Below are 18524 nucleotides of genomic sequence, written 5' to 3'. Positions count from 1 at the left end.
TCCATGGACAACCGTTTTCAAGGCCTCGGCGTGGCTCTCATCACGCCCTTCCGCGCCAATGGCGCCATCGACCATGCCGCATTGGCCAAGGTGATCGAACATCAGATCACCGGCGGCATCGATTTTCTCGTGGTGATGGGCACCACCGGCGAAAGTGCCACCATATCCACCGAAGAGAAGAAGCAATTGCTGGCACAGGTGATCGAGGTGGTGCACGACCGCGTGCCCATCGTGCTCGGCATCGGGGGCAACAACACCGCCGAGGTCATCGAGCAGTTCCAAGCTTTCGACATGGACGGCGTGGACGCGATCCTCAGCGTCAGCCCGTACTACAACAAGCCCACGCAGGAAGGCATCTACCAACACTACAAGGCGCTGGCGCAGGTCAGCCTGCGTCCGATCATCCTCTACAACGTGCCGGGCCGCACCATGAGCAACATCACGGCCGAGACCACCTTGCGCCTCGCCCGCGACTTCAAGAACATCATCGCCATCAAGGAGGCCAGCGGGAACCTCGATCAAGTGGGCCTGATCCTGAAGCACCGCCCCAAGGATTTCTTGGTCATCAGCGGCGATGATGCGCTTACGCTCCCGATGCTCGCCATGGGTGGAGACGGCGTGATCAGCGTGGTCGGCAATGGCCTTCCTGAGGAATTTGGACGCTTGGTCCATTCTGCCATGAAAGGTGACTTCGGGACCGCCCGCAAGGAGCATCTCAAGCTCATTGAACTCATCACCCTGCTCTTCGTGGAAGGCAATCCCGGCGGTATCAAAGAGGTGCTGAAGTCCCTCGGCCTCTGCGACGTTCACATGCGGCTCCCGCTGGTACCCGTGAGCGAAGGCACGGCCAAGAAGATCCATCAAGCCTTGGCGGATGCTGAGGTGGTGAAGCTTTGACAAACTGATAGTCGGCAGTGGCAGTTGGCAGCGGCCAGTTGTCCGATCACCAGCCACCGATCACTACGTCGTATTTCTCCGCGCCTCTGCGTCCAAAACAACTCATGGATCTCCTCGCCCTCGACTTCGAGACCGCCACCAACGACCCGGACAGCCCCTGTGAAATGGGTCTGGCCATCGTGCGCAACGGCCAGGTCAGCGAGGTGCGAAACTGGCTGATCAAGCCGCGCCAATGGCCGTATTTCTCGCCGTTCACCATCGCGGTACATGGCATCCGTCCGCAGGATGTGGCCAATTCGCCAAGCTTCGCGGAAGTATGGGAAGAGGCCATGCCCTTGATGCAAGGCAACGTGGTGGTGGCCCACAACGCGGCCTTCGATATGAACGTCCTGCGCAGCACGCTGCTGAGCCACCGGCTGCCGCTGCCCACCTTCAGCTATTTCTGTAGCGTGAGCCTCTGTCGCCGGGTATGGCCGGGCCATAAAGGCTATGGGCTGAGACCGATGTGCGACATGCATGGGATCCAGTTTGCGCACCACCGCGCCGGGAACGATGCCGAGGCCGCTGCGAAACTGGTGTTGTGTGCCAGCCGGAAGGCCGGCGTTACCAACGTGGATGACCTGCTGAAGCAAAGCAAGTTGAAGTGCGGTGGATTAAGCCCGCAAGAGCATCGGACTCCGGGAGGGAAGGTGACTTTGCTTGCTTAGTTGTCGGTTGTCCGTTGTCAGGCCTGGCCGCGACCGGCCCGCGACCTGCCGTAGCGATCCAATGCAGTCGGACAACTCACAACGGACAACTGACAACTGATCTTGACAACTGACAACCAACAACGAAAAAGGGCCACTCCTCACGGAATGGCCCTTCAGTACCGGATAAGTTCCGGAGACAACTCTATTTCACTTTATCCACAATGGCCTTGAAGCCTTCGGAATCGCTGAAGGCGATCTCGGCAAGGGCTTTGCGGTCCAAGGTGATCTCGGCGATCTTCAGCTTGTTCATGAAGACGCTGTACGACATGCCGTGCTCGCGGACGGCGGCGTTGATACGCTGGATCCAAAGGGCGCGGAAGTCGCGCTTCTTGATCTTGCGACCGATGTAGGCGTGGTTGTATCCTTTCTCAACGGTGTTCACCGCAACGGTGAACACGTTTTTTCTGCGGCCGAAATTGCCTTTGGCCTTCTTGAGGACCTTTTTGCGGCGGGCGCGGCTGGCGACTTTATTCTTTGCGCGTGGCATCTTTCTCTTTGTTTTCGGGCTGGAGCGTCCGTGCGGTGACGGCTCTTTGGTGCTTCAAGCCCTGGTTAACCCCGCCGTTTACCCGGCAGGAAACGGTCTTACTTCAGGAGCAGCAGGATAGCCTTCTCGTCGTGGCTGTGCACCAACGTGGTCTTCTGCAAGTTGCGCTTCCGCTTCTTGTGCTTCTTGGTAAGAATGTGGTTGTGATACGCGTGCTTGCGCTTCACTTTGCCCGTGCCCGTAAGCTTGAACCGCTTCTTGGCACCGGACTTCGACTTCATCTTCGGCATGGCCTCTCTGTGTTGATCGAACGTTCGGGGCGCGAATTTCGTGATTTTTCCTGAATATGGGACAAACCTGCCGATTTTTCTTCGCGACCTGGGGGGGTGGGGAAGCTACAAGCCACAAGCTCCAAGCCTCAAGCTTGCGGCTTATGGCTTGTGGCTATATACTCAAGGTTCGAGACTCCCGACTTAAGAAGCGGAACTTACTTCTTCTTCTTCGGGATCAAGTACATCATCATCCGCTTGCCTTCCAGCTTGGGCATGCTCTCCACCACGCCGATGTCCTCCAACTCTTGGGCGAACTTCAGCAGCAGGATCTCGCCGCGCTCCTTGAAGACGATGGTGCGGCCCTTGAAGAAGACGAACGCCTTCACCTTGTGGCCTTCCTCCAGGAAGCGGCGGGCGTGTTTGAGCTTGAAGTTGAGGTCGTGTTCGTCCGTGTTGGGGCCGAAGCGGATCTCCTTCATCTCGATCACGGCCTGCTTGGCCTTGATCTCCTTCTGCTTCTTCTTGAGGTCGTACAGGAACTTTTTGTACTCGATGATCCGGCACACGGGCGGATCGGCGCTGGCGCTGATCTCCACCAGGTCCAAGCCTTTTTCCTCGGCCATTTTCAGGGCCTGTTCAATGGGGTAGATGCCCTGCTCTATGTCATCGCCAACTACGCGCACCTCGGGAACCCCGTAGATGCGGTCATTGATGCGGTGCGGGTCTTCGCGGACTACGCGGCCGCGCGGACGGCGGCCGCCTGCGGGGCGAGGTGGGCGTGGGCCCAAGGGACGGAAGGGGGGTCGTTTTGCCAAACTTGCTGTTCGTTCGTTTTCCTGATGATACTAGGCTGCGGAAAGACTGGCCTGGATGCGGTCCTTCACCAGCTTCTCGAATTCGTTGGGGGTCATGGATCCCAAGTCGCCCTGGCCCTGCTCGCGCACGGAGATGGTCCCTGCGTCGGCTTCTTTTTCGCCAATGATGAGCATGAACGGCGTCTTCGCTATTTCTGCGTCGCGGATCTTGCGACCGATCTTTTCGTTCCTCTCGTCAATGATGGCGCGAATATCGCATTCTTTCAGCAATTCAGCCACTTGTTGCGCCGTTTCGTTGAATTTTTCGCTGATCGGTAGGACTATGGCCTGCTCAGGCGTCAACCAAAGCGGGAAACGGCCTGCGGTATGCTCGATCACTACGGCTAAGAAACGCTCCAAGCTGCCAAATGGTGCGCGATGGATCATCACCGGCCGGTGCTTGGCATTGTCGCTGCCGGTGTATTCCAGCTCGAAACGCTCGGGCAAGTTGTAGTCCACCTGGATGGTGCCTAACTGCCAGCGGCGGCCTATGGCGTCCTTCACCATGAAGTCCAGCTTCGGCCCGTAGAACGCGGCTTCCCCGTATTCGATGAAGGTCTTCAGTCCTTTTTCGGCGGCAGCCTCGATGATGGCATTCTCCGCCTTTTCCCAGTTCTCGTCGCTGCCGATGTACTTCGTGCGGTCCACTTTGTCGCGCAGGCTGATCTGGGCCTCGTAATCGTTCAGGCCAAGGGCTTTGAAGACCAACAGTACGAGGTCGATCACCTTCATGAACTCCTCCTTCACCTGGTCAGGGCGGCAGAAGAGGTGGGCATCGTCCTGCGTGAAGCCCCGTACGCGGGTAAGACCGTGCAATTCGCCGCTTTGCTCGTAGCGGTAGACGGTGCCGAATTCCGCGAGGCGCAACGGGAGGTCCTTGTAGCTGCGTGGGCGGCTGGCAAAGATCTCGCAGTGGTGCGGGCAGTTCATGGGCTTCAGCATGAATTCCTCGCCTTCGTGCGGGGTATGGATGGCCTGGAAACTGTCCTGCCCGTATTTCTCGTAGTGGCCGCTGGTGATATAGAGCTGCTTCAACGCGATGTGCGGCGTGGCCACTTGCAGGTAGCCGCTTTTCTCCTGTGCGGTCTTCATGAAGTTGATGAGCCGCTCGCGCAGCGCTGCACCCTTGGGCAGCCACAGCGGAAGGCCGGCGCCCACCTTCTCGCTGAAGGTGAACAGGTCCAGTTCCTTGCCGAGCTTGCGGTGGTCGCGCTTCTTGGCTTCCTCCAGCAGCACGAGGTATTCGTCCAGTTCCTTCTGCTTGGGGAAGGTGATGGCGTAAAGGCGGGTGAGCTGCTTGCGCTTCTCATCGCCGCGCCAGTAGGCCCCGGCCACGCTGAGCACCTTCATCGCTTTGATGGACGAGGTGTCCGGCAGGTGCGGCCCGCGGCAGAGGTCGGTGAAGTTGCCTTGAGTGTAGAAGCTGATGGTGCCGTCCTCGAGGCCGTCGATCAGCTCCAGCTTGTATTCGTCGCCCTTCTCCTTGAAGTAGGCGATGGCCTCGGCCTTGGGCACTTCGCGGCGGGCGAAGACTTCCTTCCTAGAGGCCAACTCCTTCATCTTGTCCTCGATGGCCTTGAAGTCAGCGTCGCTGATCACCTTGTCGCCCAGGTCGATGTCGTAGTAAAAGCCGTTCTCGATGGGCGGACCGATCCCGAATTTGGTGCCGGGATAAAGTGCTTCCACGGCTTCCGCCAGCAGGTGCGCGCTACTGTGCCACATCGTGGCCTTGCCCTCGTCGTCCTTCCAAGTGAGCAGTTGCACGGTGCAATCGCCGGGCAAAGGGCGGTTCGCTTCGCGCACCTCGCCGTTCACCTTGGCGGAAAGCACGTTCCTCGCCAATCCTTCGCTGATGCTGAGGGCCACGTCCATGGCGGTGGCACCTTGCTCATATTCCCGGACAGTTCCGTCCGGCAGGGTCACATTGATCTTCATCGGTTCGCATTTCCCGCCATACCCCGCAACAAGCGCGGGGCAAGCTTACGGCGGTGCCCCGGCATGCGCCGGGAGGGCGGCGAAGGTAAGGATGGCCCGGAACGAACGAAGCGCCCTTTTGAGGCGCTTCGTGGAGAATGGTAGAAAACAGGGTGACCTCCTTAAAACTTGAGGGTAAGTCCCGCTCCAATGTTGGAGACCGACGAACCGGCTTCAGCAAACACACCGAAGTTGTTCGTGAAATACCAATGTGCCCCCACCAGCACTCCGGCAACAGGGTGTACGCCCTTGCCGCTGTCATACAAACTGTTGTAGCGGTACCCGTAGTAGTTGTAGTAGTAATTGTCGTAGTAGTCGTCCAGATTATCGGTACGGACCGATAGACCGAGGATCACGCCGCCATACACGTCAAGCTTGTCGTTCTTGTGCCACGAATTCCAGTGGTAGGTGCCGCGCACAGCAAATGTGTATGCTTTACGTTGCCATTTGTAGTTATTATAGGTGCCATTGTCAATGCTGCTCTTATAGGCTACAAGTGCACCAATGCCCACAACCCCGGGACCGGCCTTGAACCCCATTCCGTGATCATAGTTCAACATGAACACCGGACCGAATCCAAAAAGGCCACCAACACCGGCACCAAGGCCGATCACATTGTCGCCGCCATCAAAACCCTGGGCGGAGAGGCTTGCAGGGACGCTTGCCGCAACGAGCAGCACGCTAAGTGACTTTAGTATCCTGTTCATTTTTCAGGTGAGGTTATTGTTGGTGCAAATATGGGGTGATCCCTTGAATTGCCACTACGGCTATTTCTATAGCGGGCAGATCTGCACCCCCCTCTGTGGATATGATCCAATGGCGTAGGCCGCAGGTTGCATCCGAGCCGCTACGTTTGGGGGGAATTTAACACCCATGCTCCTCAATTCCGACGAAGTCTCGTTCGACATCGGTGCTTTGCTTTTGCGCCTTTCGGCTGCCGGCACCTTGTTCTGGCAACACGGTTGGGGCAAGCTCCTGCGCTTCGGTGAGCTGTCCTCCACCTTCGGGGACCCGATCGGCGTGGGCCATACGGTCAGCCTCACGCTGATCCTCTTCGCCGAGGTGATCTGTGCAGCGTTGGTACTGTTGGGCATCTGGACGCGGCTGTCCACCATCCCGGTGATCATCGCCATGGCCGTGGCCGCCTTCATGGCGAACGGGGATCAGCCCTTTGCCAAGCAGGAGCTTGCTTTCCTGTACATGATGGCCTTTATCGCCATCTTCTTCATCGGGAGCGGAAAGTACAGCCTCGGCCGGCTGAGCTTCCGGTAGGCCGACCGTCCAGACGGTCACTGGCGTTCGGGTTATCATGGCCACGCTCCTTCGCCCCCGGCGTATGCCGGGGCCGGGTCAGGCCCGAAATGACATTTGCTCTTGGGGTGTGGTGTTCGATCATCCGCGCCCAACGCGGATGATCGAACACCACACCCTCTCATGGTTGTCACCCCGGCCCCGAGCCGGGGTCGCGAAAAGGCTACAGACGAATATTTTTGAACCTAGGCCCTCCCATAGGGAAAATCCATCAATGCCGATGCGGATGCATCAGCGCGTTATGCCCGATCCCTGAAGGGGTCGTTAAAAGGTCGCGATCTTCTCCGACGCGTATTCCCCGGCGGTCAACTTCGCGCTTACCGTCTTGAAGCTCTCGATGGTCCGCTTCACATCCTCCAAGGAGTGCGCGGCGGTGGGGATCAGGCGTAGCAGGATCTCGCCTTTCGGGATCACCGGGTATACCACAATGCTGCAGAAAATACCGTGGTTCTCGCGCAGGTCGACCACCACATTGGTGGCTTCGGGCACACCGCCCTTCATGTATACGGGTGTTACACAGCTGTTGGTCGTGCCGATGTCCAGCCCCGCTTCCTTCAATCCGCTTTGAAGGGCGTTGGTGATCTCCCACAGTTTTTCGCCCAGCTCCGGCATGGTAAGCATCATCTCCAAGCGCTTGATCGCGCCGATGACGATGGGCATGGGCAGGCTCTTCGCGAACATCTGGCTGCGCATGTTGTAGCGCATGAACATGATCACATCCTCGGGTCCGCTGATGAAGGCACCGATGCTGGCCATGCTCTTGGCGAAGGTGCCGAAGTAGATGTCGATCTGGTCCTGCACGCCCTGGTGGTCCCCGGTGCCGCGCCCGTGCTCGCCCATCTGGCCGAAGCCGTGCGCATCGTCCACGAAAAGGCGGAAGTTGTACTTCTTCTTGCGCTCGGCGATCTCCTTCAGCTTGCCTTGGTCGCCGGCCATGCCGAACACGCCCTCTGTCATCACCAGAATGCCGCCACCGCTTTGTTCAGCCACCTTGCGGGCATGCTCCAGTTGCTTGTCCAAGCTGGCCATGTCGTTATGCTGGAACATGAAGCGCCTGCCGGCGTGCAGCCGGGCACCGTCCATCATGCAGGCGTGGCTTTCGCTGTCGAACACCAGCACGTCGTGGCGGCCAAGCAGGGCGTCGATGCAGCTCATACAGCCTTGGTAGCCGAAGTTCAGCAGGAAGGTGTCCTCCTTTTGCATGAAATCGCTCAGCTGGTCCTCCAACTGCTCATGGTACTTGGTCTGACCGCTCATCATGCGTGCGCCCATCGGGTAGGCGAGGCCCCAATCCTTGGCTGCTTGTGCGTCCACCTTCCGTACTTCGGGATGGTTGGCGAGGCCCAGGTAATTGTTCAGGCTCCATACCAGCACTTCCTTGCCCCGGAATTGCATGTGTGCGCCCAGTTCGCCCTCCAACTTGGGGAATGCGAAATAGCCATGGGCTTGTTTGGCGTGGCGGCCGATGGGCCCGGCGTCCTTGCGGATCTTGTCGAATATGTCGTTCATGGCTGTAGAATGAAGTACCGTTTTCCGGCGGCGAAGGTAGATATCGGAACGGGTTGACGTGTTCCGGGTTGATCTGTTGCGGGTTGGCGTGCTTGCCTACCGTAGGTAGGTTGCGCGTTTCAAGTTTCCACTTTCAGCTTTTCCTTCCATCATTCGCCAACACATGCGAAACATCTTCCCCCCGCGTTGGTGCGAAGGCTACATTTGCCGCCCGTTATGCGCGTCCCCCTCCTTTTTACCGTGATCATTGCCTTGTTGCTCGGGTCTTGCAGCGAATTCAGCAAGGCGGTGAAGAGCACCGATGTGCAGTACAAATACCGCACGGCCGTGAAATACATGGAGAAGCCGGACTATGACCGGGCCATGCCACTGCTGGAGGAACTGCTCAGCCTCACCCGGGGAGACACCCTCTATGAGCAGGTGAGCTACTACTATGCCAAGGGCCATTTCGGCCAGAAGGACTACATCATGGCCAGCTATTACCTCGGGAATTTCGCCAAGACCTTCCGGAACAGCGTCCATGCCGAGGAATGCAGCTTCTTGGCCGCCTTTTGCCACTATAAGGAATCGCCGGAGTTCGAACTTGACCAGACGGACACGCAGATGGCCATCGACAAGCTGGAGCTGTTCATGGTGCGCTATCCGGACACGGAGTTGAAGGATTCCTGCAACACGCTCATCGACGGGCTGCGGGTGAAGCTGGAGAAGAAGGACTTCTACGGGGCACGCCAATACCTGCGCACCCGGTACTATCGTTCCGCCAGCGAGGCCATGCAGGGTTTCCTGCGGAAATGGCCCAATTCCAGTTATCGGGAAGAAGCCCTTTTCAGCGTTCTTCAGGCCGACCATGACCTGGCCGTGAACAGTGTGGAGGACCGTAAAACGGAGCGGATCGAGGCCGGTATCCGATCATTCAATACCTTCGCGGACGCTTTTCCCCAAAGCGCACGCCTTCCACAGGCCCGTGCGCTGCTCCGGGACCTTACCTCCCAGCAAAAACGATCGCAACGCACTCCGAACCCATGAACCCGAAGTACATGAACGCCGCCAGGTCAACCGTCACGCGCAACGTGAACCGGTTGGACCCCGAGACAGGCAACCTCTATGAGAGCATCGTGATCATCAGCAAGCGCGCCAACCAGATCGCTGTGGAGATCAAGGAGGAGCTGAACGAGAAGTTGGAGGAGTTCGCCGTGACCGGTGAGAACATCGAGGAGATCTACGAGAACCGCGAGCAGATCGAGATGAGCAAGCAGTATGAGCGCATGCCGAAGCCGTCGGCCATCGCCATCGAGGAGATGCTCGAGGACCGAATCGTTTTCCGGCGCCCTGAAGAGGAGACGGCCTCCGCCGGGTAATTTTCTACGGAAAGGATGGGTGCTGCATGCGTCCTTCCACGCAAGGTGCTGCTGGGCGTCACTGGCGGCATTGCCGCGTATAAGGCACCCCTGCTGGTACGCGCATTGGTGAAAGCCGGCGCGGAAGTGCAGGTGGTGATGACCCCCGCCGCGCACGGTTTTGTCTCGCCCTTGGTGCTTTCCACGTTGAGCCGGAGACCTGCGCTTACCGAAATGACGGACCGCAGCGATGGCTCCGTGACCTGGAACGACCATGTACACCTGGCGCGCTGGGCCGATGTCCTGCTGATCGCCCCGGCCACGGCGAACACCTTGGCGAAGATGGCCCAGGGCCTTTGCGACGACCTGCTGCTGGCCTGCTGGCTCAGCGCCGAATGCCCCGTTTTCGTCGCCCCCGCCATGGACCTGGAGATGTACCGCAGCACCGCGACCCGCGCCAACATCGCCCTGCTCAAGGAGCGCGGTGTGCAGACCATCGGGCCGGAAGAAGGCGAACTGGCCAGCGGCCTGAGCGGGGAGGGGCGCATGACCGAACCGGAGGACATCGTGACGCGCTTGGCGGATGCCGTAATGGGGCGCTCACCTTTGGCGGGGAAGACGCTGCTGATCACCGCCGGGCCGACGCACGAGGCCATCGACCCGGTGCGCTTCATCGGCAACAGCAGTTCGGGCAAGATGGGCTTCGCCCTAGCGGAAGAGGCCGCTGCGCGCGGTGCGCAGGTGGAACTGATCACCGGCCCCGTGGGCTTGGAAGCGCATCACCCAGGCATCCGCCGCACCGATGTTGTTTCTGCCGCACAGATGGCCGAGGCTGCCAAGGCGCGGTTTGCCGCATGCAACGTGGCGATCCTCAGCGCCGCCGTGGCCGATTGGCGACCCGCCTCCGTTGCTGATGCCAAGATGAAGAAGAAGGACAAGCTTCCGTCCTTGGCACTGGAAGCCACGGAGGACATCCTTGCCTGGATGGGAGGCGTCAAGCAGAAAGGCCAGTACTTGGTGGGCTTCGCCTTGGAGACCGACAACGAGCGCCGCAACGCCGAGGAGAAGATCGATCGCAAGAACCTCGACCTCATTGTGCTGAACTCCTTGAAGGACGCCGGTGCAGGCTTCGGCCACGACACCAATAAAGTGACCCTGATCGACCGTGGCAAGAAGTCCACGGAACTGCCGTTGATGTCAAAGACCGAAGTGGCCCGTGCCATCCTTGACCGGATCGAGATAAGTTTGCCCCATGCGAAGTAAATTCCTTGCAATACCGCTCATTTTGGCCTTCACCGCCGCACAGGCGCAGGAGTTCAATTGCAAGGTGTCGGTGATCGCGCCGCAGATCCAGAGCACGCCCAAGCGCGTGTTCCAGAGCATGGAGACCAGCATCACCCAGTTGATGAACACGCGCCGCTGGACCGCCTTGAATTTCAGCCCGCAGGAACGTATCGACTGCAACATGCTCCTCACCATCAACGAGCAGAGTTCCGCGGACCGCTTCTCGGCCTCGCTGCAAGTGATCTACTCGCGGCCCGTTTACGGCTCCGATTACCTCAGCCCGGTGGTGGACATTCTGGACAACAACGTCCAGTTCACCTTTCTGGAGAACACGCAGATCGATTTCGCCCCCGAGCGCTTCACCAACAACCTTTCGTCCGTCGTGGCCTTCTATGCCTACTTTCTCTTGGGCGTGGACGGTGACACCTATTCGCCCATGGGCGGCAGCGATTTTTATGCCCAGGCCCAGACCGTGGTGAGCAATGCACAGAACGCGAGCGAATCCGGATGGAAGGCTTTCGAGGACCAGAAAAACCGCTATTGGTTGGTGGACAACCAGCAACAGGGCGCGTTCAGGCCGCTGCGCCAGTTCCTCTACGACTACCATCGCAACGGCTTCGATGAGATGTCCACGGACGCGGCCAAGGGCCGTAAAGCCTGCGCTGCCGCTATCGAGACGCTGAAGTCGGTTCATCAGGCGAAGCCCAGCAGCTACAACCTGCAGGTGCTCTTCAATGGCAAGTACAACGAGCTGGTGGACCTTTTCAAAGGCTCCGACCCGCAGGAGCGCGCCAAGGTGTACAATACGCTGCAGATCATCGACCCCGGGCACATCAACCAGTACATGGAGATGATGAAGGGCAGCCGGTAGGACAGACCGCGCATTGATCAACAGGCCCTGCTATTACCGTGTCCTTGTTGTGCCGATTTTCATTGCACCGGGATGTACTTCGCCCGTTGCACCTCGTCCACCTGGATCAGGTAGAGCGCCGCAGGCTGTTCGTCTAATTGCACCTCAGCCGTTCGTCCGTTCGTGCTATTGATCGGTCGTGCCAATACCAAGCGACCCTGGGCGTCATAGACCCGCAAGGCGTGCGGTCCATCGGAAAGGCCGGTGAGAACTATCGTGCCGGGTCGGGGTGAAAGCACTCGCAAACCAACATTCGTCACAGTCTCTTGAATCCCCGTTGCAGCGCATTCCTCTTGGTAGCTGCTGCCGATAAAGCGGGCCACTCCATTCACTTCTTGTCCTTCCGCGATCTGACCGCAACCGATATAGAGGGTATCTTGGTAGAAATCCATGGCGGATACAAAACCACCCGCTGATGCAGGCCCACCACCTAAACTGCACCACTGACTGCCATCCCATGAGGCCACGCCGGCCGCAGGAACGTGATCGGCGAAAAAGAAGGCACCTGCCACCAATAACAGGCCATCGCGTATGGTAAAGCCGTGAACGGTGGGTGGGTACTGGTCGGAATGGTCGTAGAGCTGTAGCCCACCATCAGATTGCCCCACTTGATGCCATTGAACGCCGTCCCAGCGCATAAGGCCCTGTCCCACATTCCCTGGGCCGAAATAAAAGCGCCCGCCCAAGTACAGGTCCCCTTGGTAAACAGCGAGAGAACCTCCTCCGTCCATGCCGCCCGTCATGCATTGGCAGACGGGCTGCCAGCTTGTCCCGTTAAAAGCCATAATATCATGTATGGTCTGGTCCGCACTGGTGAAATTGCCCGTGACCACCAACTGCCCCTGGTAGTTGATTGCGTCCAAGAACCAAGCGGAACCGTCCCCATTGAAGATCGGTAATGTACCTACGGGCTCCCAATGGCCTCCAACACGTTTGGCCAAGCCATTGCAAAATGCCCCATCGACAATATCGAAGATTCCCAAGGCATATAAATCCCCGTCAATGATCCGAAGCCGCGAAACAATTCCAGGTCCAAAAGTCCCATATGACTGCCAAGTGCCATCTACGTAACATGATATCCGTTCAAGAGGCTGGTCGTGGACCGTTTGGAAGCCCCCTCCCACGATTAAGGTGTCGTTGTACACAATAGCTGACCGTATTGTATTTCCGAAAAGCCCCAGTGTATCCCATTGTCCTCCATGATACCGATAAAGGGCATAGTATCCTACGCCGTCAACAATAAACGGCTGGTTTGAACCTGTATACAAGGCATCGTTGGCCGTGTCCGCATAGCAGATATAGGGATAAATCATAAAGGAAGGTACCCCGGCCGATTCCCAATGCTGGGCTAGGGCCGGGGCCAGCCATGCGGCCAGCCCCACTGCCCAAACGCCACGCCATGCTTGGCGGAAACCGCTCATTGCACAGGGATGTATTTCGTCGTGCGTGTACCATCAACCTGGATGATATACATGGCATTGCTGCGTTCACCAAGTTCCACCGTACCCGTGCGGCCAGTGGTGCTGCGTACGGAACGATCCAGCAGCAGGCGGCCTAGTGCGTCAAAGATGCGCAAAGTGTGAGGGCCATCAGCAAGACCCGCGATGATGATATTACCTGATGCTTGGGAAATGAGCTGAAGACCCTCATTGGCGAAGCTTGAAACGGGTTCGATGCCAATGGAGAGCTCATTGCAGAATTGGGCAATGAATCCGTCAGAGAATTCATTGCTGAGGCCGTTCCCATTGAATACATCATTAAACCATGCCGTGCTCTGCTGATTATCCAAAGGGAAGTAGGAGTTGACCAGCTGATTGTGCTTTTCGGTGTATCCGGTTGCGTAGAGCGATCCATTGAGGTCGTTGAGCGACATGATGTTCTCCGGGATATGCTCGTTTATCACCCCTCCGGTTTTGCCACCAAAGAGCGTGCTCCATACGCGGTCCTGTTGTTCGTCGAACTGGGTGATGAAACCGTCGATCCCGTCGGGAAGATAATTGGGCTGATAGTAGTAGCCCGCACGAGGTACGGCCTCAAAAAACGGGTCGTTCGTATAGCCCCCCACCGTCATGGACCCATAAGCGTCAATGGATAGGCACCATGGAAAGTGGTAATGACCTGAACCGAGATAGCTGATCCACAATGGTGTGAAGTGACCTTCTCCGCTGAACCGGGTTATGAACCCATTCTTTTCCGTTGAGGAGGGTGTGTCATCATACCAATGATCAGGATTAAAGACCAAGTCGTCCAAGCCCTGCGTGGTACCCACCATCATGGCCTCGTTGTCCTTATTTGTGGCCAAACCTTTAGGTCCCAAGACTTCTTCCCCGTCACCGCCAAGGTAGGTGGCCCATACCGGAGTGCCGCCAATGGTGAAGGCGGCGATCATGCAGTCTTGGCCGCCTTGATAGGTTTGATGGTAACAATCCTGTGGTTCGATAGGGGGGATATCCGAGGAAAGGGTATTGCCAGCCAAGTAGATCCATTCCGAGCAGGTCTTGACCAACACGCCATCCTCGTTATCCGATCCGCCGTAATACGTGCGCCAAGATAGTTGGTCATTAATATCAAACAGCGCCAAAAAACCATCCGAACTTCCACCTGCGTACGGTAGGACCGTCGCCCCGGCCAAAGGTTCCGGAGGGACTGGAAGGATGTTCGGCGAATGACCTGAAACGATGATCCTATTATGGGTCAATACATCCATGCCTTCGATCTCCACGTCATGGTCCCCGAAATAGGTGGACCACAATATTTGGCCGAACTCATCGAACTTGGCAATGAACCCCTTATCGGAGAGGTTGCCTGTGCCCGGTTCAGAATATGCTCCAGCCTCCGGTTGAATCAGAAGGTTCGGGGCTTTCGAGGTTCCTGCCAAATAAATGGCGCGATATGGTACCTCTTTCACTGCTACTACTTCACCGGTGGTCGGATGCGTGAAATTATCCACTGAGACCAACCCTCCGAAATAATTGGTCCATTGGAGCTCATTGCCTTCATTGAACTTCGTGAGCGTAGCCACTGCGGTAGCTCCTATGATGTTGATCGCACCGGGCAAATTCGGGAAGCTGGCAAAAGTAGAGTAGGTGCGTCCACCAACATAATAACCGCCGGCCAAGTCGGCCTTGGCGTCCTTGGTGTAGTCCCGTTCGTCTCCACCGTAATAGGTGCTCCAGCAGATACCCTCCTCGCTGTAGGAGGGAGTGCCGCCCATGGCCGCTGGGCCAATGAGGAAGACCAAGGGCTTGCCATGGTCGAACTGGTCGAAGTTGAAGCGCACGGTGGCTTGTCCGTTGTTCACTTCATAGTCCGCCGTCCAGTTCACCGGGGTAATGTCGTTGTTGGACTCCACTTGGTAGGCGACGGCCTCAGGCAACACCACCCATTTGCCATCCAAGAGGATCTTCAGGTTGCCGTAAATGTCAACGTCCAACTGGTCCTGGCCGGTCAGTTGCAATTCGATATCCTTGGGGTCCCCGCCGGGGTTCACCACGAAGGCGAGCTTCTGGCCCATCCTCCCGCTGTAGATTTGCATGTCGATCAGCGGGTACATCTCCGGATAGATCACACGTGCGTACGCATGTACGTTGGTGGCACCGTTCGGCGCGCATTGCGGGAAGTAGAAGTTGGCATAGCGCTGCTTCATTTCCCAGACAATGGGATCCGGATAGTTGGCTTCCGGACCCACGCAGGTAATATCGAGGCGACGCAAGGTATCCGCCATGGTGGTGGTATCAACAGAGGCCAACACCAAAGAGAAGCTCCCATCTTTGCGGAAATACGCACGGGGCAAGGACCCGGTCGTGTAGAAGGAGACATCCGGTACCGGATTCCCCTGTAAGTCGGTTATCTGGCCCTGGTTCGGCCAGATCCCGTAGCTCTCCTTTTGCATGTCACCGTACGGGTCCGGCGGGATGTAAGGACTCGGAGGCGGGGGGGGGTGAAGGCGCAGGCCAGGGTCGCGACCAATGCCATGGGTAACACGTGTTTCATGATGCAATGGGTTTTAGGGGTTGACCATAACGAATCTATGCCCTTTTCTAGGCGGCATCAGTAAAAAGTTTTCAACAGCTATTGGGATTGATGCCTGGCTTGTGTTTTCACCGATCACTTCCGAACACCGATCTTCACGCCGCCATGTTGCGCCGCCTTTCCATCCGTAATTACTTGCTGATCGAGCAATTGGAACTCGACCTTGGCGCTGGCCTCACCGTGATCACCGGCGAGACCGGCAGCGGTAAAAGCATCGTGATCGGTGCCTTGGGTCTGGCCATGGGCGACAGGGCGGAGGGCAACCTGCCGCGCGATCCGGCCAAGCGCTGCGTGATCGAGCTGGAAGTGGACGCGGAGTCCGGTGCCACCTTCGTGGAAGCATGGTGCCACAGTAACAATGTGCCACAGGAAACGCCGATGATCCTGCGGCGGCAATTGGAGCCGGGCGGCCGCTCACGTGCTTTCGTGAATGATACGCCGGTGCGCTTGGAACAGCTTCGCGAACTGGGTGAAGGACTGGTGCATATCCACAGCCAGCACCACACGCTGCTACTGAATACCCCGGCGTTCCAACTGGGGCTGTTAGACCATTTCATCGGCCACGGCCCGGCGGTGAAGACGTACGCTGAACGCTACCATTCTTGGAGAAAAGCCAAGGAAGCGCTGGACGCAGCCCGCGAACAAGAAGCACAGGCGCAAAGCGAACGCGACTACCTCCAGTTCCAGTTCGAGGAACTTGATGCTGCGCGCTTGGTCGCAGGGGAACAGCCGGAGCTGGAACAAGCCTTGGCCCGCGCCGACCATGCCGAGGAATTAGTGACGGCACTGCGAGGCATGGAGGAAGGCGTCAGCGGCGATCGTGCCATTGCGGCACAGTTGTCCGCCATCAAGCAGAACGCAGCCAAAGCCGGACGGTTGGATCCTGCCGTGAATGCACTGGTGGAGCGGTTGCAAAGTGCATCCATCGAACTGAAGGACATCGCCGAGGAAGCGGGGCAATTAGCGGAACATATTTCGATCAACCCCAAGGAAGCGGACCGCCTGCGTGAGCGCTCGGACCTGCTTTCCCGCCTGCAGCACAAGCACCGCGTGGACGGTGTCGATGCCTTGATCGCCTTGCACGATGAACTGGGCGAGCGCATTTCCCGCATCGGCTCATTGGCCGAAAGCGTGAAGGAACTGGAACGGAACGTAAGTGCCTTGCAGTCCGAGGTGTTGAGGCTGGCGGAAGCCGTCAGTGCCAAGCGGACCAAGGCCACGGTGCCGTTGGCGGAGCAGGTCACGGCGATCTTGCAGGACCTCGGAATGCCTCATGCTGCATTCCGGTTCAAGCTGGAACGCACGGAACCCGGTGCGACCGGCATCGATAGCATCCGCGCCCTGTTCTCGGCCAATAAGGACCGTGCGCCCGAACCCTTGGACAAGGTGGCCAGCGGCGGCGAACTCGGCCGCGTCATGCTCGCCTTGATCAGCTTGGCAGCGGCCAGCAAGGAACTGCCCACGGTGATCTTCGACGAGATCGACACCGGCGTCAGCGGCGAGACGGCCAACCGTATCGGCGTATTACTGGCCCGCATGGCCCGTCAGCGCCAAGTGCTGGCCATCAGCCACCTGCCGCAGATCGCCAGCAAGGCCGATACTCACCTTTTGGTCACCAAGGACCACGAGGCTGAGCAGGTGCAGAGCGATATCCGTCCGCTGGACGCGAAGGAGCGTGTGGAGGCCCTGGCCCGGATGCTCAGTGGCAAGAAGACCACCAAAGCCGCGATAGAGAACGCCAAGGAGTTGCTGAAGGGGAAGGAGTGAGATGCCTGAAGGGTACAGGAGGTGAGGGAGGGAATGGTGGTAAGGGAGGTAAGGTTGTAAGGATGGTGTGGTCGCCTGAGGGCGACCGACCAGATGCCACGCGACTGGGGCCGAGCGGCCACGGCATTAGTCGGCCGACACTCAATTCGTTGTGTCCGTTGCGAACTTGGCTGCCGCAGGAATGCCGTTGCGGTGGAAAACCAAGGATGGATCCGGAGAGCCGTCTATCTTCGGGCCGTAAACCAACGCACATGGCCTACGGACTATTGAAAGGGAAGCGCGGCGTGATCAGCGGCGCCTTGAATGAGCAGAGCATCGCCTGGAAGGTGGCTGAACTGGCACACGCGGAAGGCGCGCGGATCGTGCTGACGAACGCGCCGGTGGCCATGCGCATGGGCGAGATCGACAAGCTGGCCGAGAGCACCGGCTCCCTCGTCATCGGGGCCGATGCCACGAAGGACGAGGATCTGGAAAAGCTCTTCACCGGGGCGAAGGAACACCTTGGCGGCCCTGTGGATTTCGTGCTCCACAGCATCGGCATGAGCCCCAATGTCCGCAAGGGAAGAACCTACGATGACATCAACTACGATTGGTACAAGCAGACGCTGGACATCAGCGCGATGAGCTTCCACCGCATGATCCAAGCAGCGGTGAAGGCCGATGCGTTGGCGGACGGCGGCTCCATCGTCGCACTTTCCTACATCGCCGCGCAACGCGTGATCCCTGGCTATGGCGACATGGCCGACGCCAAGGCGCTGCTGGAAAGCATCGGCCGCTCCTGGGGCTACCACTTGGGCATCTCCAAGAAGATCCGTGTGAACACCGTGAGCCAGAGCCCGAGCAAGACCACCGCAGGCAGCGGCATCAAAGGTTTTTCCAACCTGTTCGACTTCGCAGGGGCGATGAGCCCGCTGGGCAACGCGCCGACGGAGGACTGCGCGAACTACGTGGTCGCGTTGTTCAGTGACCTCACACGCTACGTGACCATGCAGAACCTCTTCCACGATGGCGGCTTCAGCAGTAGTGGCGCCACGCTCAGCGTGGTTGAGAACTTTACTGCGGAATAGGCGAAGGATGTGCCCTTGTGGAGCAATTGACGACATGGTCGTTGGCATATCCAATGGGGATGGTGCCTTCGTGT

Annotated in this window: 17 protein-coding genes; 9 read left to right on the top strand and 8 right to left on the bottom strand. The window is 58.3% G+C overall.

Going from position 1 to position 18524, the window contains the following annotated elements; all coding sequences use genetic code 11:
* Positions 1 to 3: 3 nt before the first annotated feature.
* On the top strand, positions 4 to 897 hold the full coding sequence (locus tag IPP95_03775; GenBank protein ID QQS73358.1) for a 4-hydroxy-tetrahydrodipicolinate synthase: 894 nt from the start codon (positions 4 to 6) through the stop codon (positions 895 to 897).
* A gap of 104 nt (positions 898 to 1001) precedes the next feature.
* Entirely contained in the window at positions 1002 to 1604 is a 603-nt protein-coding gene (locus IPP95_03770; protein ID QQS73357.1) for a 3'-5' exonuclease, read from the top strand.
* Positions 1605 to 1788: 184 nt separating this feature from the next.
* Here the strand turns inward: IPP95_03770 and rplT are convergent, their stop codons facing one another.
* The 5 genes from rplT to IPP95_03745 all read right to left on the bottom strand — a co-directional run bounded on the left by rplT (position 1789) and on the right by IPP95_03745 (position 5940).
* Positions 1789 to 2133, bottom strand: a complete 345-nt coding sequence (gene rplT / locus IPP95_03765) for a 50S ribosomal protein L20 (GenBank protein QQS73356.1) — start codon at positions 2131 to 2133, stop codon at positions 1789 to 1791.
* Positions 2134 to 2231: 98 nt separating this feature from the next.
* Entirely contained in the window at positions 2232 to 2423 is a 192-nt protein-coding gene (rpmI, locus tag IPP95_03760; GenBank protein ID QQS73355.1) for a 50S ribosomal protein L35, read from the bottom strand.
* Positions 2424 to 2620: 197 nt separating this feature from the next.
* The gene (locus IPP95_03755; protein ID QQS73354.1) at positions 2621 to 3220 is read right to left on the bottom strand and encodes a translation initiation factor IF-3; all 600 of its coding nucleotides are present in this window, start codon (positions 3218 to 3220) and stop codon (positions 2621 to 2623) included.
* A gap of 30 nt (positions 3221 to 3250) precedes the next feature.
* The gene (thrS, locus tag IPP95_03750; GenBank protein QQS73353.1) at positions 3251 to 5194 is read right to left on the bottom strand and encodes a threonine--tRNA ligase; all 1944 of its coding nucleotides are present in this window, start codon (positions 5192 to 5194) and stop codon (positions 3251 to 3253) included.
* A 161-nt stretch (positions 5195 to 5355) separates the two neighbouring features.
* On the bottom strand, positions 5356 to 5940 hold the full coding sequence (locus IPP95_03745; GenBank protein QQS73352.1) for a hypothetical protein: 585 nt from the start codon (positions 5938 to 5940) through the stop codon (positions 5356 to 5358).
* Positions 5941 to 6106: 166 nt separating this feature from the next.
* Here IPP95_03745 and IPP95_03740 point away from each other — a divergent pair, with 166 nt between their 5' ends.
* Positions 6107 to 6505 (top strand): DoxX family protein, encoded by a 399-nt coding sequence (locus IPP95_03740; GenBank protein ID QQS73351.1) that lies wholly within the window; start codon positions 6107 to 6109, stop codon positions 6503 to 6505.
* Between the two features lie 303 nt (positions 6506 to 6808).
* On the opposite strand, the gene IPP95_03735 is transcribed toward IPP95_03740, so the two are convergent.
* A complete protein-coding gene (locus tag IPP95_03735) occupies positions 6809 to 8053 on the bottom strand; it encodes an aminotransferase class I/II-fold pyridoxal phosphate-dependent enzyme (GenBank protein ID QQS73350.1) in 1245 nt (414 codons plus the stop codon).
* A gap of 216 nt (positions 8054 to 8269) precedes the next feature.
* On the opposite strand from IPP95_03735, the gene bamD reads away from it, so the two are divergent.
* Genes bamD through IPP95_03715 form a run of 4 tightly spaced genes read left to right on the top strand, consistent with a single transcriptional unit; the run spans position 8270 to position 11545 of the window.
* Positions 8270 to 9079: an outer membrane protein assembly factor BamD gene (gene bamD / locus IPP95_03730; protein ID QQS73349.1), complete on the top strand. Its 810-nt coding sequence runs from the start codon at positions 8270 to 8272 to the stop codon at positions 9077 to 9079.
* Positions 9076 to 9411 (top strand): DNA-directed RNA polymerase subunit omega, encoded by a 336-nt coding sequence (locus IPP95_03725; protein ID QQS73348.1) that lies wholly within the window; start codon positions 9076 to 9078, stop codon positions 9409 to 9411. The genes bamD and IPP95_03725 overlap by 4 nt, the downstream gene beginning before the upstream one ends.
* Positions 9412 to 9426: 15 nt before the next feature.
* Positions 9427 to 10653: a bifunctional phosphopantothenoylcysteine decarboxylase/phosphopantothenate--cysteine ligase CoaBC gene (coaBC, locus tag IPP95_03720; GenBank protein ID QQS73347.1), complete on the top strand. Its 1227-nt coding sequence runs from the start codon at positions 9427 to 9429 to the stop codon at positions 10651 to 10653.
* Positions 10643 to 11545 (top strand): DUF4835 family protein, encoded by a 903-nt coding sequence (locus tag IPP95_03715; GenBank protein QQS73346.1) that lies wholly within the window; start codon positions 10643 to 10645, stop codon positions 11543 to 11545. The genes coaBC and IPP95_03715 overlap by 11 nt, the downstream gene beginning before the upstream one ends.
* A gap of 59 nt (positions 11546 to 11604) precedes the next feature.
* Here the strand turns inward: IPP95_03715 and IPP95_03710 are convergent, their stop codons facing one another.
* Complete coding sequence (locus tag IPP95_03710) at positions 11605 to 13005, bottom strand: hypothetical protein (protein QQS73345.1); 1401 nt, start codon at positions 13003 to 13005, stop codon at positions 11605 to 11607.
* Positions 13002 to 15476 carry a hypothetical protein gene (locus tag IPP95_03705; GenBank protein ID QQS73344.1) on the bottom strand — a complete coding sequence of 825 codons (2475 nt, stop codon included), beginning with the start codon at positions 15474 to 15476 and terminating at the stop codon, positions 13002 to 13004. The genes IPP95_03710 and IPP95_03705 overlap by 4 nt, the downstream gene beginning before the upstream one ends.
* A gap of 245 nt (positions 15477 to 15721) precedes the next feature.
* On the opposite strand from IPP95_03705, the gene recN reads away from it, so the two are divergent.
* Entirely contained in the window at positions 15722 to 17383 is a 1662-nt protein-coding gene (recN, locus tag IPP95_03700) for a DNA repair protein RecN (GenBank protein ID QQS73343.1), read from the top strand.
* Positions 17384 to 17634: 251 nt separating this feature from the next.
* Positions 17635 to 18450 carry an SDR family oxidoreductase gene (locus IPP95_03695; protein ID QQS73342.1) on the top strand — a complete coding sequence of 272 codons (816 nt, stop codon included), beginning with the start codon at positions 17635 to 17637 and terminating at the stop codon, positions 18448 to 18450.
* Positions 18451 to 18524 lie beyond the last annotated feature (74 nt).

The sequence above is a fragment of the Flavobacteriales bacterium genome, from assembly GCA_016700415.1.
GTDB lineage: Bacteria > Bacteroidota > Bacteroidia > Flavobacteriales_F > PHOS-HE28 > PHOS-HE28.
This window is presented reverse-complemented; position numbering and strand designations above follow the sequence as displayed.